17 protein-coding genes are annotated in these 20,945 nt (G+C 72.1%); 9 read left to right on the top strand and 8 right to left on the bottom strand.

The features are described 5' to 3' along the window. Nucleotides 1-87 precede the first annotated feature (87 nt). Genes ACIBHX_RS05485 through ACIBHX_RS05470 form a run of 4 tightly spaced genes read left to right on the top strand, consistent with a single transcriptional unit; the run spans nucleotide 88 to nucleotide 8,283 of the window. Nucleotides 88-1,215, top strand: a complete 1,128-nt coding sequence (locus ACIBHX_RS05485; RefSeq protein WP_397064474.1) for a hypothetical protein — start codon at nucleotides 88-90, stop codon at nucleotides 1,213-1,215. Then, a complete protein-coding gene (locus tag ACIBHX_RS05480; RefSeq protein ID WP_397064472.1) occupies nucleotides 1,212-3,242 on the top strand; it encodes a CHAT domain-containing protein in 2,031 nt (676 codons plus the stop codon). The genes ACIBHX_RS05485 and ACIBHX_RS05480 overlap by 4 nt, the downstream gene beginning before the upstream one ends. Next, a complete protein-coding gene (locus ACIBHX_RS05475) occupies nucleotides 3,239-7,318 on the top strand; it encodes a hypothetical protein (protein WP_397064470.1) in 4,080 nt (1,359 codons plus the stop codon). Before ACIBHX_RS05480 ends, ACIBHX_RS05475 begins: the two co-directional genes overlap by 4 nt. Continuing rightward, entirely contained in the window at nucleotides 7,315-8,283 is a 969-nt protein-coding gene (locus ACIBHX_RS05470; RefSeq protein WP_397064469.1) for a hypothetical protein, read from the top strand. The genes ACIBHX_RS05475 and ACIBHX_RS05470 overlap by 4 nt, the downstream gene beginning before the upstream one ends. Here ACIBHX_RS05470 and ACIBHX_RS05465 read toward each other — a convergent pair. Then, complete coding sequence (locus tag ACIBHX_RS05465) at nucleotides 8,280-9,452, bottom strand: sensor histidine kinase (protein WP_397064467.1); 1,173 nt, start codon at nucleotides 9,450-9,452, stop codon at nucleotides 8,280-8,282. The two genes, ACIBHX_RS05470 and ACIBHX_RS05465, sit on opposite strands and share 4 nt — an antisense overlap. Nucleotides 9,453-9,521: 69 nt before the next feature. On the opposite strand from ACIBHX_RS05465, the gene ACIBHX_RS05460 reads away from it, so the two are divergent. Then, nucleotides 9,522-11,717 carry an FdhF/YdeP family oxidoreductase gene (locus ACIBHX_RS05460; protein WP_397064465.1) on the top strand — a complete coding sequence of 732 codons (2,196 nt, stop codon included), beginning with the start codon at nucleotides 9,522-9,524 and terminating at the stop codon, nucleotides 11,715-11,717. Nucleotides 11,718-11,719: 2 nt separating this feature from the next. On the opposite strand, the gene ACIBHX_RS05455 is transcribed toward ACIBHX_RS05460, so the two are convergent. Both ACIBHX_RS05455 and ACIBHX_RS05450 read right to left on the bottom strand, forming a co-directional pair. Continuing rightward, nucleotides 11,720-12,136: an HIT family protein gene (locus ACIBHX_RS05455; protein WP_397064463.1), complete on the bottom strand. Its 417-nt coding sequence runs from the start codon at nucleotides 12,134-12,136 to the stop codon at nucleotides 11,720-11,722. Continuing rightward, the gene (locus ACIBHX_RS05450) at nucleotides 12,133-12,840 is read right to left on the bottom strand and encodes a DUF1838 family protein (protein ID WP_397064461.1); all 708 of its coding nucleotides are present in this window, start codon (nucleotides 12,838-12,840) and stop codon (nucleotides 12,133-12,135) included. Before ACIBHX_RS05450 ends, ACIBHX_RS05455 begins: the two co-directional genes overlap by 4 nt. Nucleotides 12,841-12,902: 62 nt before the next feature. On the opposite strand from ACIBHX_RS05450, the gene ACIBHX_RS05445 reads away from it, so the two are divergent. Next, a complete protein-coding gene (locus ACIBHX_RS05445) occupies nucleotides 12,903-14,417 on the top strand; it encodes an MFS transporter (RefSeq protein ID WP_397064459.1) in 1,515 nt (504 codons plus the stop codon). Between the two features lie 3 nt (nucleotides 14,418-14,420). Next, nucleotides 14,421-14,996 carry a TetR/AcrR family transcriptional regulator gene (locus ACIBHX_RS05440; protein ID WP_397064458.1) on the top strand — a complete coding sequence of 192 codons (576 nt, stop codon included), beginning with the start codon at nucleotides 14,421-14,423 and terminating at the stop codon, nucleotides 14,994-14,996. Here ACIBHX_RS05440 and ACIBHX_RS05435 read toward each other — a convergent pair. From ACIBHX_RS05435 to ACIBHX_RS05415, 5 genes are all read right to left on the bottom strand, one after another. Next, nucleotides 14,989-15,411 (bottom strand): protease inhibitor I42 family protein, encoded by a 423-nt coding sequence (locus ACIBHX_RS05435; RefSeq protein ID WP_397065028.1) that lies wholly within the window; start codon nucleotides 15,409-15,411, stop codon nucleotides 14,989-14,991. The genes ACIBHX_RS05440 and ACIBHX_RS05435 overlap by 8 nt on opposite strands. A 37-nt stretch (nucleotides 15,412-15,448) precedes the next feature. Continuing rightward, the gene (locus ACIBHX_RS05430; RefSeq protein WP_397064457.1) at nucleotides 15,449-15,805 is read right to left on the bottom strand and encodes a hypothetical protein; all 357 of its coding nucleotides are present in this window, start codon (nucleotides 15,803-15,805) and stop codon (nucleotides 15,449-15,451) included. Nucleotides 15,806-15,867: 62 nt separating this feature from the next. Then, complete coding sequence (locus ACIBHX_RS05425; protein WP_397064455.1) at nucleotides 15,868-16,185, bottom strand: hypothetical protein; 318 nt, start codon at nucleotides 16,183-16,185, stop codon at nucleotides 15,868-15,870. Nucleotides 16,186-16,257: 72 nt separating this feature from the next. Beyond that, nucleotides 16,258-16,419 (bottom strand): hypothetical protein, encoded by a 162-nt coding sequence (locus ACIBHX_RS05420; protein WP_397064453.1) that lies wholly within the window; start codon nucleotides 16,417-16,419, stop codon nucleotides 16,258-16,260. A gap of 4 nt (nucleotides 16,420-16,423) precedes the next feature. After that, nucleotides 16,424-17,155: a class I SAM-dependent methyltransferase gene (locus tag ACIBHX_RS05415; protein ID WP_397064452.1), complete on the bottom strand. Its 732-nt coding sequence runs from the start codon at nucleotides 17,153-17,155 to the stop codon at nucleotides 16,424-16,426. A 94-nt stretch (nucleotides 17,156-17,249) separates the two neighbouring features. Between ACIBHX_RS05415 and ACIBHX_RS05410 the strand changes: the two genes are divergently transcribed. Both ACIBHX_RS05410 and ACIBHX_RS05405 read left to right on the top strand, forming a co-directional pair. Beyond that, a complete protein-coding gene (locus tag ACIBHX_RS05410) occupies nucleotides 17,250-20,156 on the top strand; it encodes a DEAD/DEAH box helicase (protein ID WP_397064450.1) in 2,907 nt (968 codons plus the stop codon). Further along, nucleotides 20,156-20,938: an SWIM zinc finger family protein gene (locus ACIBHX_RS05405; protein ID WP_397064448.1), complete on the top strand. Its 783-nt coding sequence runs from the start codon at nucleotides 20,156-20,158 to the stop codon at nucleotides 20,936-20,938. Before ACIBHX_RS05410 ends, ACIBHX_RS05405 begins: the two co-directional genes overlap by 1 nt. The last annotated feature ends 7 nt before the right edge of the window (nucleotides 20,939-20,945 follow it).

Genomic DNA, 20,945 nt, shown 5'->3' with positions numbered 1-20,945 from the left:
ACATGAAAACAGACATGAGACCTCATGGCCGTCACAGCCCGATCACAGCTACGGCATGCGCCGCCCGGCCGCTGTATCGTCCAGTACGTGCGTGTCCAGGCAAGGGTGGAACGCTCTGTCGCCGCCGCCGATCTGCTGCGCGAGGAGCTCGCCGCCTGGCTCGCGGCCCGCGCCGCCAAGCCCGGCTTCGCCCGCTTCGGCCACCACTTCGAGGTCCTCGAGACCGTCCTGTACGGCATGCTGTCCGGGATCCGCGCCAAGCTCCTGGCCGTGACCGCAGCTGACTTTGGGCCCGACTCCGGCGCCGCCTACGCCCGGTGCCACGAGCTCGACCAGAGCCTGCTGACGGTCAAGCGGCTGTTCGAGTGGTACGCGCCCAAGTACGACCAGCGGCTCGACCCGGTGCGCGGTCCCGTGCTGGCGGCCGCCGACGAGATCGTGCGCAGCTGCTGGTGGCAGCCGTTCGACGTGCTCGGCCGGCGGCCTCCCGCTGGACCGCTCCCGTACCTGGATCCGCTGTTCGACGCGTTCGCCACGCCGCGCCGCGAGGTGCCCAGGGCGCTGCGGGCGCCGGACGACGCGCTGGTGGCCGAGCTGGCCGACGAGCTGATCCCGGTGATCTCGCTGCCCGACTGGGCGGTGCGCGAACCCTGGTGGCTGGTCGTGGCCGCGCACGAGACGGGTCATCTGGTGATGCACGACCTGGACCTGGTCTACGAGGCCACGGCGGTGGCGGGTGACTGGGCGGACGAGGTGTTCGCCGACGTGTACTCGGCGCTCATGGTGGGGTCCGCGGCGGGCTGGATGGTGGGCGAGCTCATGCACGGGCTGCCGGTGGACGGCCTGTACTACCCGCCGCTCGATCGGCGGCTGGCGATCATCGGGCTGTCGGATCCGCTGGCCTCGGCGATGCTGGAGCTGACCGTGGACGGGCACCGGCTGGCCTCGCTGGCCGGGGCCGTGGACGGGCGCCTGGTGACGGCCTGGACCGCGGCGCTGGCCTCCGACGATCCGACGATCACCAAGGTCAGGTCGCGGGAGGCCGCCCGGACGATGATCGCCGCCGGGGTGGCGGCGCCGCCCGGGCCCGCCGTACGGCGCAATCTGCTGGCCTACCTGCCGACGTGCGGGCCTCCGGGGACGATGGGGTCGGCGCCGCCCGCCGGCGACGTCCGGGCGCTGGCCGACCGTCTGACGAGGCGGGTGCTGCGATGAGCCTGCCCCGCATCGTGATCGAAGTGGTACGGCTCGGCTGGCGAAGGGGCCAATGGGGCTTCAACGAACCTCCTACGAACGTCGTGCGTACCCCGGTCGGGACACGGGATCTCGGTTTCGTCCGGCCTCTTGTGGGCGCCGCGGACGGGCAGGAGCTGTTCGAGGCGCTGCTCGGGCCGCTGTGGGAGCGGATCCTGGAACTGCCTGAGGTGCGCGCGAGCCGGGGCGTGGAGCTGGCGCTCGACCTGCCGATGTCGCTGCAGGGGCACCTGTGGGAGGCGATGCACGACGGCCAGCGGCCGCTCGGGGCGAATCCGGGCTTGCTGGTGGCGATCACCCGCCGGGTGGCGTCGGACACGCCGCTGCCGGGCGTGGTGGCGGGGGCGCCGCGGGTGCTGTTCGCCTCGGGGGCCAAGCTGACCGAGCCGGTGATCCTGCCGGGCGCGATGTTCCTCGGGCTGCTGCGCGAGTGCGAGTCGGAGGGGCTGGCGCTGGCCAGCGTCGCCGACGACCTGAGCGCCGACACGCTCGCCGGCCGGGTCGAGGCGTTCCGTCCAGATCTGATCCACCTGGTGGCGCACGGCAGGCTGGATGAGGACGGCAGGCTGCTCGTCGAGCTGTCGGGCGCTCTCGTGCCGCCGGACCAGCTGGTCGCCGCGCTGCTACCGGGCGGTCACCGGCCGCTGGCGGTGGTGCTGAGCGTCTGCCACACGGCGCGGCTGAGTCCTGCCTCTCTCGCGGCGAAGCTGATCGGGGCGGGCGTGCCGATCGTGGTGGCGATGGACGGCGAGGTGGCCGAGCCCGCCTGCCGGCTGTTCTCCAAGCGCCTGGTCAGGGCGCTGCTGAACGGCGACGGCGTGGCAGAGGCCGCCGCGCACGGCCGCCGGGCGGCGCTGGTGGGCGAGCCGGACCCCGGCACGCGCGACGACTGGGCCAGGCCGACCGTGTACACGGCGGCGTCGCTGCCCGCTGCCTTCCGCCCGGTCGACCCCGAGCCCGCGCGCCGGGTGCTCGGGCAGGCCAGGCAGCTGGACCTGGCGCAGCACCCGGTCTACATCGGGCGACGCGCCATCTTCGACCAGGTGGACCGGCTGCTGCCGGGCGGGCCGGGGCTGCTGGTGGCCTACACCGAGGGCGGCTTCGCCAAGCTGGGCGCGACCCGGCTGCTGCGCGAGATCGGCTTCCGGCTGCTACACGCAGGTCACGTCCCGCTGCTGCTGGCCCCGCACACCCAGCACACCGCGCCCAGGACGTTACGGCAGGCGGTGGCCGCCGTGCTGAAGGCGGCGCTGGACGCCTGCGACCGGCTCGGCCTGCCCGCCCCTGCCCTCGGCACCGTCGCCGCAGGTCTCCCGCCCGGCGCGGCGAGCCCGCCGGGCAGCCCGCGACGCGGGGTGGTCGCCTTCCGCGACGCTCCCGGCGCGCTGGATCTCGACGTGGTCAGGGAGGCGCTGGCCGCCGACCTCGCCGCGCTGGCCCGGGTCGCCGGGGAACGGCTCGGCCTGCCGTACGGTGACCACACGCGGGTCGTGGTGCTGGCGGAAGGGCTGCACCTGTGGCTGGGCGCGCTGGGGTGGATCGAGTCGGAGCCGCCGGGCCTGCTCGACCTGGTCACGCCGAACGGGCTGGGCGGCGCGGCGAGTCCCGTGCCGGTGGTGGCCACGGCGGCGCTCGACCAGTGCGTGCCGCTGAGCGCCTTCAAGGCGCAGCGTCCGGGGATGGGCGCCTACCGCTTCGAGCCGCTCACGGCGCTGCCCGACGACGAGGCGATGCTCGGCTACCAGTGGGTCCTGCTGCAGGCGTGGCATCCCGACGACCGCTACAGGAAGGTGTGGGTGGCGGCACCCGGGCACGACAAGGAGGCGCTGCGGGCCACGTTCAGCAAGCACCTGCGCGGGCATCCTGCCGGCGTGGCCGACACGCTGTACTTCCTGGTCGACGTGCTGGCCGAGTGGAAGCACTTCGTCGCCCACGACGACGAGGCGGCCTGGCGCGTGTACGCCGAACTGCATCGGCTGGCGCCATGAGCAAGCCCCAGCCGACCCTGGACGAGCGCCTGCGGCAGCGGCGCTTCGCCGCTTACCCGGCCCACCAGCTGGCCGTGCTGGCACTGATCCCGCTATGGGATGACGAACTCGCCGAGGTGGCCGGCATAGCACCCATGCCCGACTCGGAGCTGGTGGAGAGCACCACGGTGCTGCGCGAGGACGGCTCCGAGGAGCGGGTGTTCTGGATCCGCGAGAGCGTCCGTCCCGAGCTGGGCGCCTACCTGCGTGCCGAGGTTCCTGAGGCGCTGCGCTTGGCGGTGGACAAGGCCGAGGCTCTCAGCCGACTGATCCCGGAGCAGCGCCACTCGCTCCTGGCACTCGAGGACGACCCGTCGGGGCTGCGGCTGCTGTTCGAGGTGGAGCGGCTGATCGAGAACGGCGCGGTGCCCGAGGCCGCGCGGCTCGTGGCCACCGCCAAGGCCGTCGCGGAGGTCGTCGGCGGGCACCGGGTCGGGTCCGCGCGGCGCGCCGAGTGGCGGCTGGCCAGGGCCGCCAGGGAGACGGAGGACGCGCACTACCTGCGCCACTACCAGCCCCGCAGGGAGCTCGAGGCCGCGATCGAGGAGGCCGATTCCTGGGCCGTCCACCTGCTCGGGCCGGGCGGGTCGGGCAAGACCATGCTCATCAGGCACCTGGGGCTGCGGGCGGCGCGGGTCGACTTCGACCACCTCGACCCGCGCTACCCGGAGAACCGGCCGGGCGAGATGTTCCTGGCTCTTGCGGTCGACCTGCTCGGCTGGGTGGGCGACCGGCTGAGGGAGAGGAGCTACCTCTCCTTCCTCGACGCCGTGGACGCCGTGCACGAGGAGCTGGAGGCCGCCGTCCGGGTCGAGGAGCGGGTCAGGGATCTGCGGGAGGCGATGGTCAGGCAGTTCGCCGCGTTCCTGCGTTCGATCCCCGAGGACGTGGTGCTCGTCCTGGACACCTGCGAGGAGCTGGCCAAGCTGTACCCGCCCGGCGAGCCCGCGCCCGGCATCGACGTCACCTTCGAGCTGCTCGAGATGTTGCACGAGAAGGTGCCGTCGCTGAAGGTGCTGCTCGCGGGGCGGCGCTGGCTGGTGCCGCCGCCCTCCGGCGACGCGCCCGCCGGGCCGCGGCTGCGGCCCCGGCCGTACCTGCGGGTGATCCACGTCGGCGGGTTCTCGAGGGCCGAGGCCGAGCGGTATCTGGCGGCCCGCGAGGTGCGCGACCGTGACGTGGTGCTGGCCCGGGCCCGGTCCGGCGACGAGTACAACCCGTTCGACCTGGCCGCCTACGCCGACTGGCTGCTGGCTGAGCCGGATCTGGACGCGCGGGAGCTGCTGTCCGCGCCGGGCGACCCGTACATCAGGCAGCGGATCATCGGCCGCATCAAGGACCCGGCCGTGGCGCGCTGCCTGGGCGTGGCCGCCGAGCTGGGCACGATCGACCGGTCCCTGGTCGGCGAGGTCTTCGGCGAGCTGGGGGTCGAGGCGGAGGCGGTGCTGGCCGAGCTGGCCGCGCAGGAGTGGGCCAGGGTCCGCGCCTACACCGCCGACGGGCGGCCCGCGCTGGTGGAGCTGGAGCCGAACCTGCGCGAGCGGCTGCGGGCCGAGACCGCGACCGATCCCCGCCGGTTCCCCGTGCACGAGACCGTGCTCGGCTCGGCCGCCGCGCGCGCCATCGACGCCGCGCCGTCGGTGGCGGAGGTGACCACGGGGACCGTGCTGCCGGCCGTACGCTTCCTCGCCGAGCGGGAGGCGGTGGCGCTGTGGCAGCGCATCGAGGACCGGGTCGTGGCCGAGGACGCGTGGGGGTGGGCCGAGCAGGTCGCCGCCCGCGCGGCCGCCGCCTGCTCGGGAACGGTCCTGGCGGCCGTGCTGTCGACCCAGGCCGCCTGCCGTATCCACGCCGGCGCCGGCGGGGTGGCTCCGCTGTGGCGGCACGTCGAACGGATCGGCTCCCCCGAGCAGTGCGACCGCGCGCTGCTCGGCCGGGTGGCCGCGGGCGACACCGAGGGGATCGACTTCCTCTGGGAGTTGACCCGGATCGTCTCCATCGAATCGGCTCGCACCGCGTCGATCGTGGCGGCCGTGGATGGGTGGATGGCGCAGAACCGCCGGGTGAATCATCAGGACGTCCGGGACGCAGCGGACCTCACGGACGATCCGGTGACCCGCTCATTCGCCCTGGACCAGGCGGCGGCGCTCGCCCTGATCGCCTCGGACGTCGATGCCGCGCTCGAGATCGTGGAGGAGGCGCGTCGGATCGCGCTGGACGTCGCGGGGCACCCGGTGGCCGCCGACCACCCTCCTGCTGGGGACGCGTGGGCCAGGGTGGAGCTGGTGCGGCGGCTTGCCCTCGGCGACCGGCAGGAGGAGCGGCCCAGGATGAGCGAGGCCGGCTCGCCCGAGGCCGACCGCCTGCGCTCTCTGGAACTGCTGTCCTGGAAGGCGTCCCGCAAGCTGCTCGACTCCTTCGCCCGCGTCGACCGCTACCTTCCAGGGCCGGTGACCTCCTGGGCGGCACGGCAGGTCAAGCCCTTCGTCGTCGCGCTGGCCGAGGCGTACGTGTCCATCGGCGAGCACGCCACGGCGGCCGAGCTGCTGCGGGACCGGCTCGAAGAGGCGCTGACCGCCGGGGACGACCCGGACACGGTCGAGGCCTGCCAGCTCGGGCTGCTCATGGTGTGCCGCCGGGCCCGCTCGCTCGAGCACTACCGGGCCATCAGGGAGCTGGCGTATTCCGGGTCGCCGGTGTGCCGGGCGGAGGCGTGGATCACGATCACGCTGGTGACGGGCCAGCGGCCCGAGGACAACATCGCGACGGGCTCGGTCTACGCGGCCTGGCGGTGCGGGCTGAACCTCTGGCCCGGCTCGACGATCGAGGACGAGGACGGCATCCCGCCCGCCTGGACTCAGCAGGCACGGCTGGAGCATGAGGTGGACCAGGGTTTGGCGCCGCAGTCCCGCCTGGAGGCGCCGCTGCCTTTCGCCGCCACCCGCTTCCGGTGGCTGCGCGGGCTGCGCACTCTGGAGTACGCCGAGGTGCTCGCCCTCCACTTCCCCGACAGAGCCGCCGAACTGCTGTACCGGGCGGCCGACGACCTGGGCCGCGACACCGACCTCGGACGGCAGGCCGTGGAGCTCGCGCAGCAGGCGGAGACCCCCTACGAGGCCGACGAGCCGATCGACGCGGAACCCATGGAACCCGCGCAGCCGCAACCCGAATACCAGATGCCGCCCCGGCCGGGCCTGCTTGAGCGTCTGAGCCGGGCGATCGTGCCATGGCTGGCGCGCGGGATGACGGTCACGCTGGATCCCGACGGCGTGGCATCGGTACACCGCAACACCTATGCGGCCTGGGGCGGACCGGCCTGGCAAGGCGGCTTCTGGAGGTGGACACCGGCGCTGAGTGTCAGGGTCTCGGCTTTGATCAGGGGCGTCGAAGTGCCTCCCGACGTCCGAGCCGTCCGCCTTGAGGGGACTCCGCCCGAGGACGGCCTCGCCTTCGGCGACCGCCTGCCCGCCGTGTTCCGGTCGGAGCACTCCACGGCCCGGCTCGCACTGGAGACCGACTACGACTACCAGGGTCCCGACCACGTGCCGAGATTCCAGGGCGTCAAGCTTCTCGGCCAGCGCACGCATCTGATCGGCACTCCGGTCGACACCAGGGACGGCGTACGGCTGCGCCTCATGATCGACCTCGAGCCCTCGGTCGTGTCCGCAAGGCGCGAACAGCTCGTCGCTCCGACGGGCCTGCCCAGGCTCTACATCCTCCAGGCGGATCCTGTGGACGGCCCGCCCAGGCCGTTCGACGAACAGGAGCACGCCGGGTTCCTGACCTTCGCACGGACGCTCTGCCATGCGGATGCGCCGGCCGTACTGATCATCCCGCCGTTGCCTGACCGGGCCGCCAGTAGGGCCGTCGAGATCTGCGCGACCTGGAAGATCGCCAGGCGGAACATGGTCGACGGGCGGCGGATGCTCAGGCTGCAGCGGCGGCTGCGCGAGGTCGTCGCCGAGGCCGGGGGCGATGTCCGGGCGATGTGCGATGTGATCCTGTTCCTCCCGACGGAAAGCGAGGAGGCTCGATGAGCCGTATCTCCCAGTGGTTCAGTGCGCGGGCAGAGCACACGCACCTGGCGTTCCTGCCGGAACCCGGCTCGAGGCCGCTGCTGCCCCGCGAGGGCTACCTGCGGGCCTGGCTGGTGGAGGGATTCCTGGCGCAGCGCAGGACCTGGGGAAACGATCACTACCCCGCCCTGCACGGCGGCGTCACGCTGACCTTCCTGGGCGCGCAGCCCAGCGCCTTCACGGCCGTGACCACGCCCGCCTGGTCCACCCCCGGCGTGCACCTGGACCTGCCGATCTCGCCGCTGCTGCCATACCACGGCGGCGTCGTCAGCGTCGAGGCGGGCCTGTTCCAGGTGTCGCAGCGCGGCCCGCTGGCCGCGGCGGTGCAGGTACTGGGCAAGCTCGCGGCACTGGTCGGGCCGCCGCTGTCCACGGCGGCCACGATCGCGGAGAAGATGTCGGAAGGCATGGACACCGTGCTCGACGCCACCGGCGACCAGCCCAAGCTGGGCGTCCACTGGAGCATGGTGGCGCCGGGCGGCGTCGGCCGTCCGGTGCAGTCGGGCCACGTGGTGGTGCTGGACGCGCCGGAGCCACCGGGTCCGCTGGAGATCGTCGAGGGCAGGCTGCGCGCGGGAGGCCGGCCGGTCGAGCTGGACTACCTGGTGATCCGCCTGGAGACCAGGGCCGAGCACGACTCCCCCATCACGCCCGAGCTGGCCCAGCTGATGCGCCGGGCCATCGAGGCGGGCCTGCGCGGCGAGGTGGAGTCCATGGACGCGCTCAGGAAGGAGGCCGTCATCAAGGCGTGGAACTCCTCCGACCTGGTGCCCAAGGACGCCCGCCGGGTCGCCAAGCTCATCCACGACGAGATCGACACGGCCAGGCCGCTGGGCATCGTCCCGACCGAGCGGCTCGTCGCCCGGCTGCCCGCCCGCGACGACCCCGAGCTCAAGCGGCTGCGCCTGTCCGACCTGCTCGGCTAGTGGACCGAGACGCCCGGGTGGTACTTGGGCAGGCGGATGTTCACCTTGGTCCCCGCGTCCTTCTCGGTCTCGACGACGAGGCCGTACTCGTCGCCGTAGACCTGGCGCAGGCGCTCGTCGACGTTGGCCAGGCCGACCCCGTTGCCCTCGGACCCGGCCAGCACGCGGCGCAGGCGTTCGGGCGCCATGCCGAGGCCGTCGTCCTCGACGCTGATGCGGCATTCCGCCCCGGCGTCCTCGGCGATGATCGTGATCCGCCCGATCCCGTCCTTGCTCTCGAGGCCGTGCCGTACCGCGTTCTCCACCAGCGGCTGCAGGCAGAGGAACGGCACGGCCACCGGCAGCACCTCGGGCGCGATGCGCAGCGTGACCTGCAGCTGGTCGCCGAAGCGGGCGCGCTCGAGTATCAGGTAGCGGTCGATCGAGCGCAGTTCCTCGGCCAGCGTGGTGAACTCGCCGTGGCGGCGGAAGCTGTAGCGGGTGAAGTCGGCGAACTCCAGCAGCAGCTCACGGGCCCGCTCGGGATCGGTGCGGACGAACGAGGCGATCGTGGTCAGCGAGTTGTAGATGAAGTGCGGCGAGATCTGCGCCCGCAGCGCCCGCACCTCGGCCTCCATGAGCATCGTCCGTGAGCGGTCCAGCTCGGCCAGCTCGAGCTGGGAATCCACCCACCCGGCCACCTCCTGCGCGGCCCGCACCAGCCCGGCAGAGGCGTGCGGGCCGTAGGCGGCCAGCGAGCCGACCACCCGGTCGTCGGTGGTGAGCGGGACCACGACCGCGTGCCTGATCGGACACTCCAGCAGCTCGCACTCGATGGCCAGCACCTGGGTGCGGCCGTCGCGCAGGGTGGCGGCGGCGTGCTCGAACGCCTCGCGGGCGTGGTGCTCGCCCGCGCCGTCGTAGACCAGCAGCCGCTCGCCGTCCGTGATCGCCAGCGCGGGCGAGCCGAGCAGCTCGCGCAGGTGACGCGAGGCCTTCAGCGCGCCCTCGGCCGTCAGCCCCGCCCGCAGCGGCGGCGCCGCCAGCGAGGCGGTGTGCAGTGTCTCGAACGTGGCCCGCTCGGCCGGGCTGGTGCCCAGGTCCCTGCGGCCCCGGACGACCCGCCACAGCACGATCGCGGGCACGCCCACGAGCATCGCCACGACCACCACGCCGACCAGGTACTCCACGGGCGGAGCCTACCTTGACGGCGTTCCCGCCCCGGATCTACTTTCCGAAGAGGGGCAAGGAGCAGTGTCATGAGAAACTGGGCCAGCCTGAAGCCGTTCGGGCTCGGCGAGCAGAAGCCCAACAACTACCTCGAAATCTGGAAGGCCTTCCGCGAGAACCGGGGGCGGCGGCGCTTCGCCTGGCGGATCCTGCGCGACGGCGCGTGCGACGGCTGCTCGCTCGGCACCAGCGGCCTGCACGACTGGACGATGGACGAGGTCCACCTGTGCAACGTCCGGCTCAGGCTGTTGCGGCTCAACACGATGCCACCCCTCGACGCCGGGGTTCTGGCTGACATTTCGGAAATATCCGGTAAGTCGAGTGCGGAGCTGCGGGATCTGGGACGCCTGCCGTACCCGATGATCAGGCGTGCGGGAGAGCCGGGCTTCACCAGGATCGGCTGGGACGAGGCGCTCAACCTGGCGGCCGAGCGGCTGCGACAGGCCGGGCCCGACAGGTTCGGCATGTACATGACCAGCCGGGGCGAGCCCAACGAGAACTACTTCGCCGCACAGAAGGCCGTGCGCGCGCTGGGCGGCAACGCCATCGACAACGCCGCCCGCATCTGCCACTCGCCGTCCACGGTCGTGCTCAAGGGCACGCTCGGCGTGGCGGCGACCACGTGCTCCTACACCGACTGGATCGGCAGCGACCTGATCGTCTTCATCGGCTCGAACGTGGCCAACAACCAGCCCGTGGCGATGAAGTACCTGTACCACGCCAAGAAGAAGGGCACGAAGGTCGCGGTCGTCAACACCTACCGCGAGCCGGGCATGGACCGGTACTGGGTGCCGTCCAACGTGGAGTCCGCCGTCTTCGGCACCCGGATCACCGACCGGTTCTTCCTGGTCAACGTGGGTGGCGACATCGCGTTCCTGAGCGGCGTGCTCAAGCACATGATCGACAACAAGTGGGTGGACAGGGACTTCGTCGACGCGCACACGGCCGGGTTCCCCGAGCTCGAGGCCGCTCTGGCCGAGCGCTCGTTCGAGGAGCTGGCGGCGGTCTCGGGCGCCTCGATCGAGGACATGCTGGAGCTGGCCAGGATGCTGAGTGAGGCCCGTACGGCGGTGCTGGTGTGGTCGATGGGGATCACCCAGCACGAGTTCGGCGAGGACAACGTCCGGTCGATCGTCAACCTGGGCCTCAGCAAGGGCTTCGTGGGTCGCGAAAAGTGCGGGCTCATGCCGATCCGTGGCCACAGCGGCGTGCAGGGCGGCGCGGAGATGGGCGCCTACAGCACGGCGCTGCCAGGTGGATTGGCGGTCAACGAGGAGAATGCCGCGAAATTCCGGGACTTGTGGGGATTCGACGTCCCCGCCCGGCCCGGACTCACGGCGCCGCAGATGCTCGACGGCGACCTGGACGTGCTGATCTCCAGCGGCGGCAACTTCCTCGAGGTGCTGCCGGACCCGGCTTACTCCAGGGCCCGCCTGGCCCGCATCCCGCTGCGGGTTCACATCGACATCTGCCTGTCCAGCCAGATGCTCGTCGCGCCGGCCGACACGGTCCTGCTGCTGCCGGCCCAGACCCGCTACGAGATGATCGGCGGCGTCACCGCCACCTCCACCGAGCGCCGCATCATCTTCTCCCCCGAGATCCCCGGCCCGCGCACCCCCGAGGCCTGGCCGGAGTGGAAGATCACCACCGAGCTGGCCGCCCGCGCCAAGCCCGGGATCGCGGCACTGGTCCGCTACACCGGCACACCGCAGATCCGCGAGGACATCGCCCGCGCCGTCCCGGCCTACCGGGGCATCGACACGCTCACGGCCAAGGGCGACAGCTTCCAGTACGGCGGGCCGCTGCTCTGCCGTGGCTGGGACTTCCCCACCCCCGACGGCAAGGCCCACTTCTCCGTGGTCGAGCTGCCCGCCGTGGAACGCCCCGACGGGACGTTCGTGGTGGCCACCCGCAGGGGCAAGCAGTTCAACTCGATGGTCCACGAGCAGCGGGACACCCTGACCGGCGCCACCCGCGAGGCCGTCCTGATGAACCCGCTCGACGCCGACCGCCTCGGCCTGTCCGACGGCGACCGGGTCACGCTCAGGAGCGCCGGCGGCGAACTGTCGTGCCGCGTCTGCCGCGCGCCCGTCACGCCCGGCAACCTGCAGGTGCACTGGCCGGAGGGCGAGGTCCTGGTCGACCGCACGAAGCACTCGCCGCAGGCGGGCATCCCCGACTACAACGCGGTGGTCACGGTCGAGCCCGCGCCCTCCCGCCCCTGACCTCAGGAGGCCGTGGCGATGGCCGTGGTGATGCGGTCGGCGTAGGACCGGGCCTCCTCGTCCGAGTCGTACTTGGTGCGCGGCCAGAAGAAGCCGCGCAGCCCGTCCTTGCGGTTGCGCGGCACGACGTGCGCGTGCAGGTGCGGCACGCTCTGGCTGATGCGGTTGTTGATCGCCACGAACGTGCCGGCCGCCTCGAGCCCCTCCTCGACCGCGCCCGCGACGAGTTTCACCCGCTCGAAGAAGGGGCCGACGTCGGCCAGGTCCATCAGCGTCTCGACGTGGATCCGGGGCACGACCAGCACGTGCCCCTTGAAGACCGGGCGCGCGTCGAGGAAGGAGACGGCCACCTCGTCGGAGTGGACGACGAAAGCGGGCCGCTCCCCCGCGATGATCTCGCAGAACAGGTCGGTGCTCACCGCCTGACTTTATCGGCGAAGGCCGTCCAACTCGTCATGTTCCGCCCGCCGAACTCCGTGGGGGCGTGCATGAAGTGCTCACCGGCGAAGGAGCGCAGCCGTTCCGGCACCGAGGAGACCTTGGCACCGCGGCAGTGGTAGACCAGGCCGCCGCCGCGCGGGCCCATGGCCATCCACGGCAGCCATGGCGAGACCCGGCACCACGAGAACACCGTCGGCACATCCGGCATATCCGACTTCAGATCAGCCTCGGCCGCGAAGAACTGGAAGAGCTCGAGAGCCCTGTAGGTGTCATTTGCCGAATTCTCCGGATATTTCGCGACTGGAAGGGGTGAGGGGTAGGCGAGCCGGATGTCCACGTTGAACACCACCTGGTCGCCCAGCGACGTCGTGGGGACCGGGTAGTTTCCGAGGCGCTGGTTGACCGGATCGTTGAAGACGTGCTGGACCTCGACCGACCTGCCGGTGATCGGGTTCTCCCAGACGGAGAGGATCTCGCGGCTGCGCGGATCGAGGTAGGCGGCGACCTCGCGGGTCAGCAGCTGCCACCCCTCGTCGGTCTCGACGGCCCTGGCCACGTTGATCCCCTCGAAGCCGAACAGGTGGTGCGGGCCGTCGTCGTCCTGCCAGCCGTACACGTCACCGGTCCACCACGAGATCGTCTCCGCGCCGTCGGCCGACGCGCGCACGCGAATGAAGTCCATGACAGGAAGCCTCTCCAACCTCACCCCTTGTTTCAAGACACGCTGTTGCTATCCTTAGCGACATGGTGTCGCTATCTGAGCGAACCCGTCAGGGCTGGCTCCCCCTCTTCGTGCTCGCGGTCGGCATGTCGATGATCATCATCGACGCCACCATCGTGAACGTCGCCGTCCCCGCGATCCTGGCCGACCTGCGGTTATCGGCCACGGACGTGGAGTGGATCAACTCGATCTACTCGCTGATGTTCGCCGCCCTGCTCATCCCGCTCGGCCGCACCGGCGACGTGCGGGGCAGGCGGCTGGTCTTCGTGCTCGGCCTGGTGATCTTCCTGGCCGCGAGCGTGCTGGCGGCCGCGTCGGTGAGCGGGCCGATGCTGATCGGCGCCCGCGTGATCCAGGGCGTCGGCGCGGCCATGGTCGTGCCGATGACGCTGGCCATGATCAATGCGCTCTACACCGGCCCGCGCCGGACGATCGCCTTCGCCGTCTGGGGTTCGGTGATCGGCGGCATGGCGGCGGTCGGGCCGCTGCTCGGCGGCTGGCTGGTGACCGACCACGGCTGGCGGTGGGCGTTCTGGGTGAACCTGCCCATCGGCCTGCTGGTGCTGGCCGGCGCGACGCGGTTACCCGAGTCGCGCGACCCGTCGGCCGGCGGCTACGACATACCCGGCGTGCTGCTGTCGATGGCCGGCACGTCGTCGCTGGTGTTCAGCCTGATCGAGAGCCAGCGCTACGGCTGGGGCGCGTCCTCCCCTGTGCCGTTCGCGTTCGCGCTGGCCGTACTGGCCCTGACGGGGCTGGTCCTGGTGGAGCGTTCCCGGGCGCGCAGGGGCCGCGCGGTGATGCTCGACCTGTCGCTGTTCTCGATCGGCTCGTTCCGGTACGGCGGGGCCGCGGCGACCGTGGTCGCGCTCGGCGAGTTCGGCATGATCCTGGTGCTGCCCCTGTTCCTGCAGACCGCCATCGGCTACTCGGCCTTCCAGACCGGGCTGATCATCGCCGCGCTGGCGGCCGGGGCGTTCGTGGCGGGCGGGATCGTGCCCGGGCTGGCCAAGCTGCTCCCGGCCCGGCGGATCGTCCAGGTGGGCCTGCTGTGCGAGGCGATCGGCGCCGCCGGCATCGGCCTGGTCGTCTCCCCCGATCTGGGGCCGTGGACGTTCGTGCCGTGGCTGGCGCTCTACGGTCTCGGCGTCGGCTTCGCCTCCGCCCAACTGACCAGCGTGATGCTGGCCCAGGTGCCGCCACACCAGTCGGGCCAGGCCTCCGGGCTGCAGTCCACGATGCGCCAGGTCGGGGCCGCCATCGGCGTGGCCGCGCTGGGCGGGGTGCTGGTGACCGGGCTCGGCGGGGCGATGGAACGCCACCTGCCCGGCAGGCCCGACCTGGCGCGCGCGGTCAAGGACTCCGGGGGCGCGGCCATCGCCGCCATCCGCGAGCCCGCCACCCGCGCGGCCGCCGTCGAGGCCTCGGCCGAGGCCACCCGGCGGGTGACGTTCGTGACCAGCGCGGTGCTGCTCGCCGGGGTCGGCGCGGCGCTGCTGCTGCCCGATACTGGGGGGAGACGACGCGAGGAGGAGTGACCCGTGCCCAGGATCACCGCGGCGACGGTGGCCGACCACCGGGCCAGCCAGCACGCCGCGCTGCTCGAGGCCGCTCTGAAGATCCTGGCCGACGAGGGCGCGGCCGCGCTGACCCCCGCCGCGGTGGGCGCCCGGGTGGGGCTGGCGCGCTCCAGCGTCTACCGGTACTTCTCCTCCACCGCCGACATCCTGGCCCAGCTGGTCGAGGACTCCATCCCGCGCTGGGCGCAGGTGCTCACCACGGCGGCCGGCGGGCCCGGCGACCTGCGCGGGCGGCTGGGCGCGTACGGCGCGGCCGCGCTGACGTTCGTGCACAGCCGCGAGTACGTGCTGCTGCCCACCTTCGCCGTGATCGACCTGCCCGACGAGTGCCAGGCGCGGCTCGGCCAGCTGCACGAGACGATGATCGAGCCGTTGCGCGCCCTCGCGGCGCAGGCCGGGCACGACCACCCCGATCTGGTGGCTCACCTGGGGTGGAGCATCCTGGGCGAGGGGCAGCGTCAGATCGCGGCGGGCGCGGACACCGAGGTGGTCACCGCGGTCACCATCGACACGCTCTGCCGTGCCGTAATCATTTGACCGTCAGCTCGAAGATCGCTTCGCCTGACTGGCGTTTGCTGTCCTCGGTGGTGGGCGTCTTGTTCTGGCCGCAGCGCCAGCAGTCGTGCAGCCTGATCTCGGTGGTCCCCGGGTGCTTGGCGTTGAAGACGAAGTAGCTGGTGCCCGGCGAGCCGGGGGCGTCGCCCTGGCTGTGGTGCTCCTTGCTGATGAAGGAGGCCACGGTGGCGTCTGGCACGGCCACCAGCGTCCACGAGTCGCCGACCGAGGGATTGTCGGCGACGGCCAGCGAGAACCGTTCGCCGCCCGTGGCGGAGACCTGGGTGGTCGCGCCCTTGGCGCCCTTGACCACCGTGCCGAGATTGCTCACTGCGGAGCCCGCACCGCATCCCGCGATCAGCAGGGCGAGCAGGGCTCCCAGTGCCGTACGACGCATCACTCCGGCAGCGTATCGGGCCCAGGTGGCGGGGTCCCTACTTGGTCTTGCCGCGCCTCATGAGCCTGCGCGCGACGAGCGCCAGGATGACTCCCGCGGCCACCATGACCAGCACGGGGCGCTTCTTGGCCTCCGTGGTCACCTTGTCGGCGGCGTCCTTGACCTGGTCGGGCATCTTGTCGGCGACCTCGGCGGCCTTGGCCTTGACCGCGTCCTTGACCTGGTCGGGCATCTTCTCGGCGACCTCGGCCGCCTTGGCCTTGACGGCTTCCGCCTTGCTCTTCACGTCGATGTCGGTGTTCTTGTGCACGTCGTCCTCCTCGGTCTCCCCCTCGAGCGCTGCCGCCCGCCTCACCTGGTTCTTACCGATCGGCACGAGCGCCGAGGCAAGCACCGGCAAAGCTCCTTCCACGATTACGACAGCCGTACATGCGACTACCCAGCGGAAGGGCTTTCTCACCGGCCTTCCAGATCGGCCTCCATCGCGTCCCTGGCCGCGATCAACGGGTTCTCGCGTTCCTCCTCGAGGCGGACCGCCTTGGACTCCTCGTCGCCGGTCGTGTCCAGGACGTCTCCGCCGGTGATCCGGCTCGCGGGAACGAACACGTCGTGCCGCTCGTGGGACTTCACCCACGCCTCGGCGTTCTCCGTCGCTCCCGGCCTGCGCTGCGGGACGTTGATGGACCCCTCGTCGATCGGGGTCCCGATCGTGGCACGCCGCGATCCCACGTCGCCCGCATGCCCCTCGATGTAGCCAGGGTCGGTCTCACTCATGGCTTCGCCCCCTTTGACCCGATTCTCGCCTTCCGGGTCGGAGCGGGATGGCAAGGGCAGGCAAAGCCTCCGTCAGCGCCTGGCGAGACGCAGCAGCAGGCCCACCACGTCACCCAGGGGCGACTCGACCTCACACCAGTTGTCCGGCTTCTTCGGCTTGCTCCACGGGGAGGGCAGCTCGCACGAGGGAGCCGGCGGCTTGGGCCGCTCGCACCACGATCCGGGAGGATTCATGTTTTCAGCGTACGACCAGATGCGTGAGTGCGGCGACCCTTCTGTACGGGTCTGTCCGCCCGGCCTGCTCCTCGCACTCCAGCAGCTCCTCCAGGTCCGCGGGCACAGGCGCTTCGTTGGCCGCCGCGTCGGTGAACACCCGCACGCCGTACCACTCCTCGACCTGGAGATCGTGTACGGCCAGCCGCCGTGTGAGGTCCTCCAGGCGGTCGGCGCGGGCCCGCACGCCGATCCGGTTGGTGTACCCCTCGGCGCCGAACGCCTGCCTGGCGGCGGCCCAGTCGTTCAGCAGCGCCGGCCGCATGGCCATCGCGTCGCCGTTGCGCACCAGCAGCGACAGCCTGCCGCCGGGCGCGAGCACCCTGGCCAGGGCGGCGATCAGCGGGTCCGGATCGTCGAAGTACATCAGCACGCCGTGGCACAGCACCACGTCGAAGGAGCCCGGCTCGAACAGCTCGCCCATCCTGTCGACATCCCCGTGGACGATCCGCACGTCCATGCCCGGTTCGATGCCCTGGCGCAGCAGGCCGAGCAGGTCCGCCGAGGCGTCGAGCGCGGTGACGTGGTGTCCGCGCGCGGCGACGCGCAGGGCCTGGGTGCCCTGGCCGCAGCCGACGTCCAGCACGCGGGCCGGCTCCTCAGGCAGGTGCCGCGCCAGCTGCCGGGTGACGAGCTCCTGACGGACGACGTTGCGCAGGTTGCCGAGCCGGTCCCGCCAGCTGCTCTCTCCGGTCACGAATCCCATGGTGTCCTTCCTGCCTGCGGCCAAATTGCCGAGCACGTTAGCAGACCCGCGCCGACCTGTCGGTGGCGGGCGGTAACCTGCCGGGGTGCTGGTCGTACACGGAGTCTGGGCGGGAGACGCACTCGCCTTCTGGGCGGAGGGCTCCGTGGCCGCACCCGCGCACGGCGCCGGGGCGCACCCGTTCGCCGTGGCGCCCTTCCCCGATGAGGACTTCCCGCATCGCGACCTCGAGCTGCTGCTGCCCGGATCCGCGCGCGAGCCGCTGCCCTCGCCCGAGACCGGGCGGATGACGGAGATCATCCGGCCGCGGTTGCGGCTGTGGCGGGTGCCCGCCGCCGTGCCGCCGGTCGCCGCCGCGCTGCGCGTGCTCGACGACCACCCGGGCAGCGCCACCGTCCGCCACTGGGCCGCCGTCGCCGACCTGGCCCGCGATCTGGTACGGCGGGGCCGCGTCGTGCCCGGGCTCTTCTCGCTCGGCGAGCCCGCCGAGGTCGACATGTGGTCGATCCCGCAGGACAACGCGGTGGCGGCGTGGCGTCCGGTGCTGACAGGGCCGGACGCGGCCCACTTCAGGCAGCTGGCGCTGGCCATGCCGCCCGCCTGCCGTACCTCCCGGGTGGAGCGTCCCTCGGCGGAGGTGCTGCGGGAGGCGCTCGACGCCTTCACCGACGCCCTGGTCCGCGAGCGGCTCACCGAGCCCCTCGTGGCCAGGCCCAAGACCCTGCTCGACCGGTGGCTGGCCGCGCTCACCGGCCCCGATCCCGCCTGCGTCGACCTGCCCGAGCTGCGGGAAGACCTGGCCGGCTGGCACGCCGCGGTCTCGGCGGGCGACGGCGCGGCCCGGGTCTGCTTCCGCCTCGTCGAGCCGCCCGAGGCCGACGACCTCTGGCGGGTGGAGCTGGCCCTGCAGGCCGCCGACGATCCCAGCCTCTACGTTCCCGCCCGGCGGGTGTGGAGCGGCGAGCCCGTCGTCGGGCTTCCCGTCCGGCCCGAGCGGGAGCTGCTGGCTGGGCTCGGCCGTGCCGTACGGCTGTATCCCGAGCTCGACCGGGCGCTGCGCGTCGCCGAGCCCGCCGAGCTGGATCTCGACACCGCGGGCGCGTTCGACTTCCTGCGGCAGGCGGCGCCGCTGCTCCAGGCGGCCGGGTTCGGGGTCCAGCTGCCGCGCTGGGCCGGCCGTACCCGGCTGGGGCTGAAGCTGACCACCCGCAGCAAACCGCAGAGCGCGGCCACCAGCCAGGGGTTCGGGCTGGCGCAGCTGGTCGACTTCCGCATCGACCTGGCGGTCGGCGACCAGACGATCAGCGAGGCGGAGCTGGCCGAGCTGGCGCGGCTGAAGGTGCCGCTGGTGCGGGTCCGCGGCCAGTGGGTGGAGCTGGACGACCGCCAGCTCAAGGCCGCGCTGCGCGCTGTCGAGGGCGCCCGCTCCGGCCGGCTGCCGGCCGCCGATCTGCTGCGCACGGTGATCCAGGGCGACGACGACGAGCTGCCGCTGCTCGAGGTCGACGCCGACGGCGTCCTCGGCGACCTGCTGTCCGGGCAGGCCGAGCACCGCCTGGTGCCGCTGGCCGCACCGGCCGGGCTCGACGCCCGGCTGCGGCCATACCAGGAGCGCGGGCTGGCCTGGCTGAGCTTCCTGTCGGAGCTGGGGCTCGGCGGCGTGCTGGCCGACGACATGGGGCTGGGCAAGACGATCCAGACGCTGTCGCTGCTGCTGCACGAGCGGGCCGAGCTGCCGACGCTGCTGGTGTGCCCGATGTCGCTGGTGGGCAACTGGCAGCGCGAGGCGGCCAGGTTCGCCCCGTCGCTGCGGGTCTACGTGCACCACGGCGCGGGCCGCGACGCCGCGAAGATCTCCTCCGCCGACCTGGTGATCACCACCTACGGCACGGCCCAGCGCGACCTCGAGGCCCTGCGCGAGGTGGAGTGGCGGCGCGTGGTGTGCGACGAGGCGCAGGCGATCAAGAACAGCGGCACGCTGCAGTCCCAGGCCGTGCGCGCGATCCCGACGCGGAGCCGGCTGGCGCTGACCGGCACCCCGGTGGAGAACCACCTGGCCGAGCTCTGGTCGATCATGGAGTTCTGCAATCCCGGGCTGCTGGGCTCGCGGTCGCGGTTCAAGACCCGCTTCCAGGAGCCGATCGAGGCGCGCGGCGACGAGCAGGCCGCCCACGCGCTCAAGCGGGCCACCGGGCCGTTCGTGCTGCGCCGCGTCAAGACCGACAAGACCATCATCTCCGACCTGCCGGAGAAGCTGGAGGTCAAGGAGTGGTGCACGCTCACCCCCGAGCAGGCCTCGCTCTACCGGGCGGTCGTCGACGACATGATCGGCAAGATCGACGACAGCGAGGGCATCGAACGGCGCGGCATGGTGCTGGCCGCCATGGCCAAGCTCAAGCAGGTCTGCAACCATCCGGCCCACCTGCTCAAGGACGGCTCGCTGCTGTCGGGCAGGTCGGGCAAGCTGGCCCGGCTGGAGGAGCTGGCCGAGGAGATCACGGCCGAGGGTGAGAAGGCGCTGTTCTTCACGCAGTACTCCGAGTTCGGCACCATGCTCCAGCCCTACCTGACCCAGCGCCTCGACCGGCCGGTGCTGTGGCTGCACGGCGGGCTGCCCAAGAAGGCGCGCGACCGCCTGGTCGACCGGTTCCAGCAGGAGGACGAGCCGATGGTGTTCCTGCTGTCGCTCAAGGCGGCCGGGGTCGGGCTCAACCTGACCGCCGCCAACCACGTCGTCCACATCGACCGCTGGTGGAACCCGGCCGTCGAGGACCAGGCCACCGACCGCGCCTTCCGCATCGGGCAGCGTAAGAACGTGCAGGTCCGCAAGCTCATCTGCGCCGGCACGCTGGAGGAGCGCATCGACGAGATGATCGAGCGCAAGAAGGCGCTGGCCGAGCGCGTCGTCGGCACCGGGGAAGACTGGCTGACCGACCTGTCGACCGAGGAGCTGCGCGAGGTCTTCCGGCTCACCGCCGAGGGGGTGGCGTGATGCCGTTCTTCGACAAGGGCGCGCCCATCAAGGTCGAGGGCGGCATCAAGGCGCGCAACCAGCGCGGCTCGATCGGGTCGTCGTGGTGGTCGCGGCGCTTCATCGACGTCCTGGAGCGCATCTGCGACAGCGGCCGCCTCTCGCGCGGCCGCACCTACGCGCGCAAGGGCCAGGTCTTGTCCATCGACCTGTCCGCCGGCCTGGTGCAGGCCGCCGTCCAGGGCTCCCGCCCTGCCCCCTACGAGATCACCATCAACATCACCGCGTACGGCGAGGCCCAATGGGCCGCCATCGAGGAGGCCATCGCCGCGCAGGCCGTCTTCAAGGCCAAGCTGCTGGCCGGGGAGATGCCGCCGGAGATCGAGGAGGTCTTCTCCTCGCTCGGCCTCGACCTCTTCCCGCAGTCCCTGGACATGGAGTGCTCGTGCCCCGACTGGGGCTGGCCGTGCAAGCACCTCTCGGCCGTGCTGTACCTCCTGGCGGAGTCCTTCGACGACGACCCCTTCCTCGTGCTGGCCTGGCGGGGCCGCACCCGCGACCAGCTCCTCGGCTCCCTCGAGGCCCCCGCCCCGCTCACGGTCGACGACGTCCCCTTCGCCGACCGCCTCACTGACTTCTACGCCGCCGGCGCCACCCTCCACCGCCCCGAACGCCGCCCCGCCCCCGCCGCGCCCGACCTCCTCCTCCGCCTCTTCCCCCCACCCCACAACCTCACCCACCACCTCCGCCCGGCCTACAACCACCTCCCGCCCCCCACCGTGGACGGGCCGGCCGTACCGTGATCTCTGG

This window comes from Nonomuraea sp. NPDC050536, from assembly GCF_044457685.1.
Lineage (GTDB): Bacteria > Actinomycetota > Actinomycetes > Streptosporangiales > Streptosporangiaceae > Nonomuraea.
This window is presented reverse-complemented; position numbering and strand designations above follow the sequence as displayed.

Excerpts from the sequence above, each read along its gene's own strand:
- ACIBHX_RS05480 (WP_397064472.1), top strand. The coding sequence starts at position 1,212 with ATGAGCCTGCCCCGCATCGTGATCGAAGTGGTACGGCTCGGCTGGCGA.
- ACIBHX_RS05475 (WP_397064470.1), top strand. The coding sequence starts at position 3,239 with ATGAGCAAGCCCCAGCCGACCCTGGACGAGCGCCTGCGGCAGCGGCGC.
- ACIBHX_RS05470 (WP_397064469.1), top strand. The coding sequence starts at position 7,315 with ATGAGCCGTATCTCCCAGTGGTTCAGTGCGCGGGCAGAGCACACGCAC.
- ACIBHX_RS05460 (WP_397064465.1), top strand. The coding sequence starts at position 9,522 with ATGAGAAACTGGGCCAGCCTGAAGCCGTTCGGGCTCGGCGAGCAGAAG.
- ACIBHX_RS05450 (WP_397064461.1), bottom strand. The coding sequence starts at position 12,840 with ATGGACTTCATTCGCGTGCGCGCGTCGGCCGACGGCGCGGAGACGATC.
- ACIBHX_RS05445 (WP_397064459.1), top strand. The coding sequence starts at position 12,903 with ATGGTGTCGCTATCTGAGCGAACCCGTCAGGGCTGGCTCCCCCTCTTC.
- ACIBHX_RS05435 (WP_397065028.1), bottom strand. The coding sequence starts at position 15,411 with ATGCGTCGTACGGCACTGGGAGCCCTGCTCGCCCTGCTGATCGCGGGA.
- ACIBHX_RS05425 (WP_397064455.1), bottom strand. The coding sequence starts at position 16,185 with ATGAGTGAGACCGACCCTGGCTACATCGAGGGGCATGCGGGCGACGTG.
- ACIBHX_RS05420 (WP_397064453.1), bottom strand. The coding sequence starts at position 16,419 with ATGAATCCTCCCGGATCGTGGTGCGAGCGGCCCAAGCCGCCGGCTCCC.
- ACIBHX_RS05405 (WP_397064448.1), top strand. The coding sequence starts at position 20,156 with ATGCCGTTCTTCGACAAGGGCGCGCCCATCAAGGTCGAGGGCGGCATC.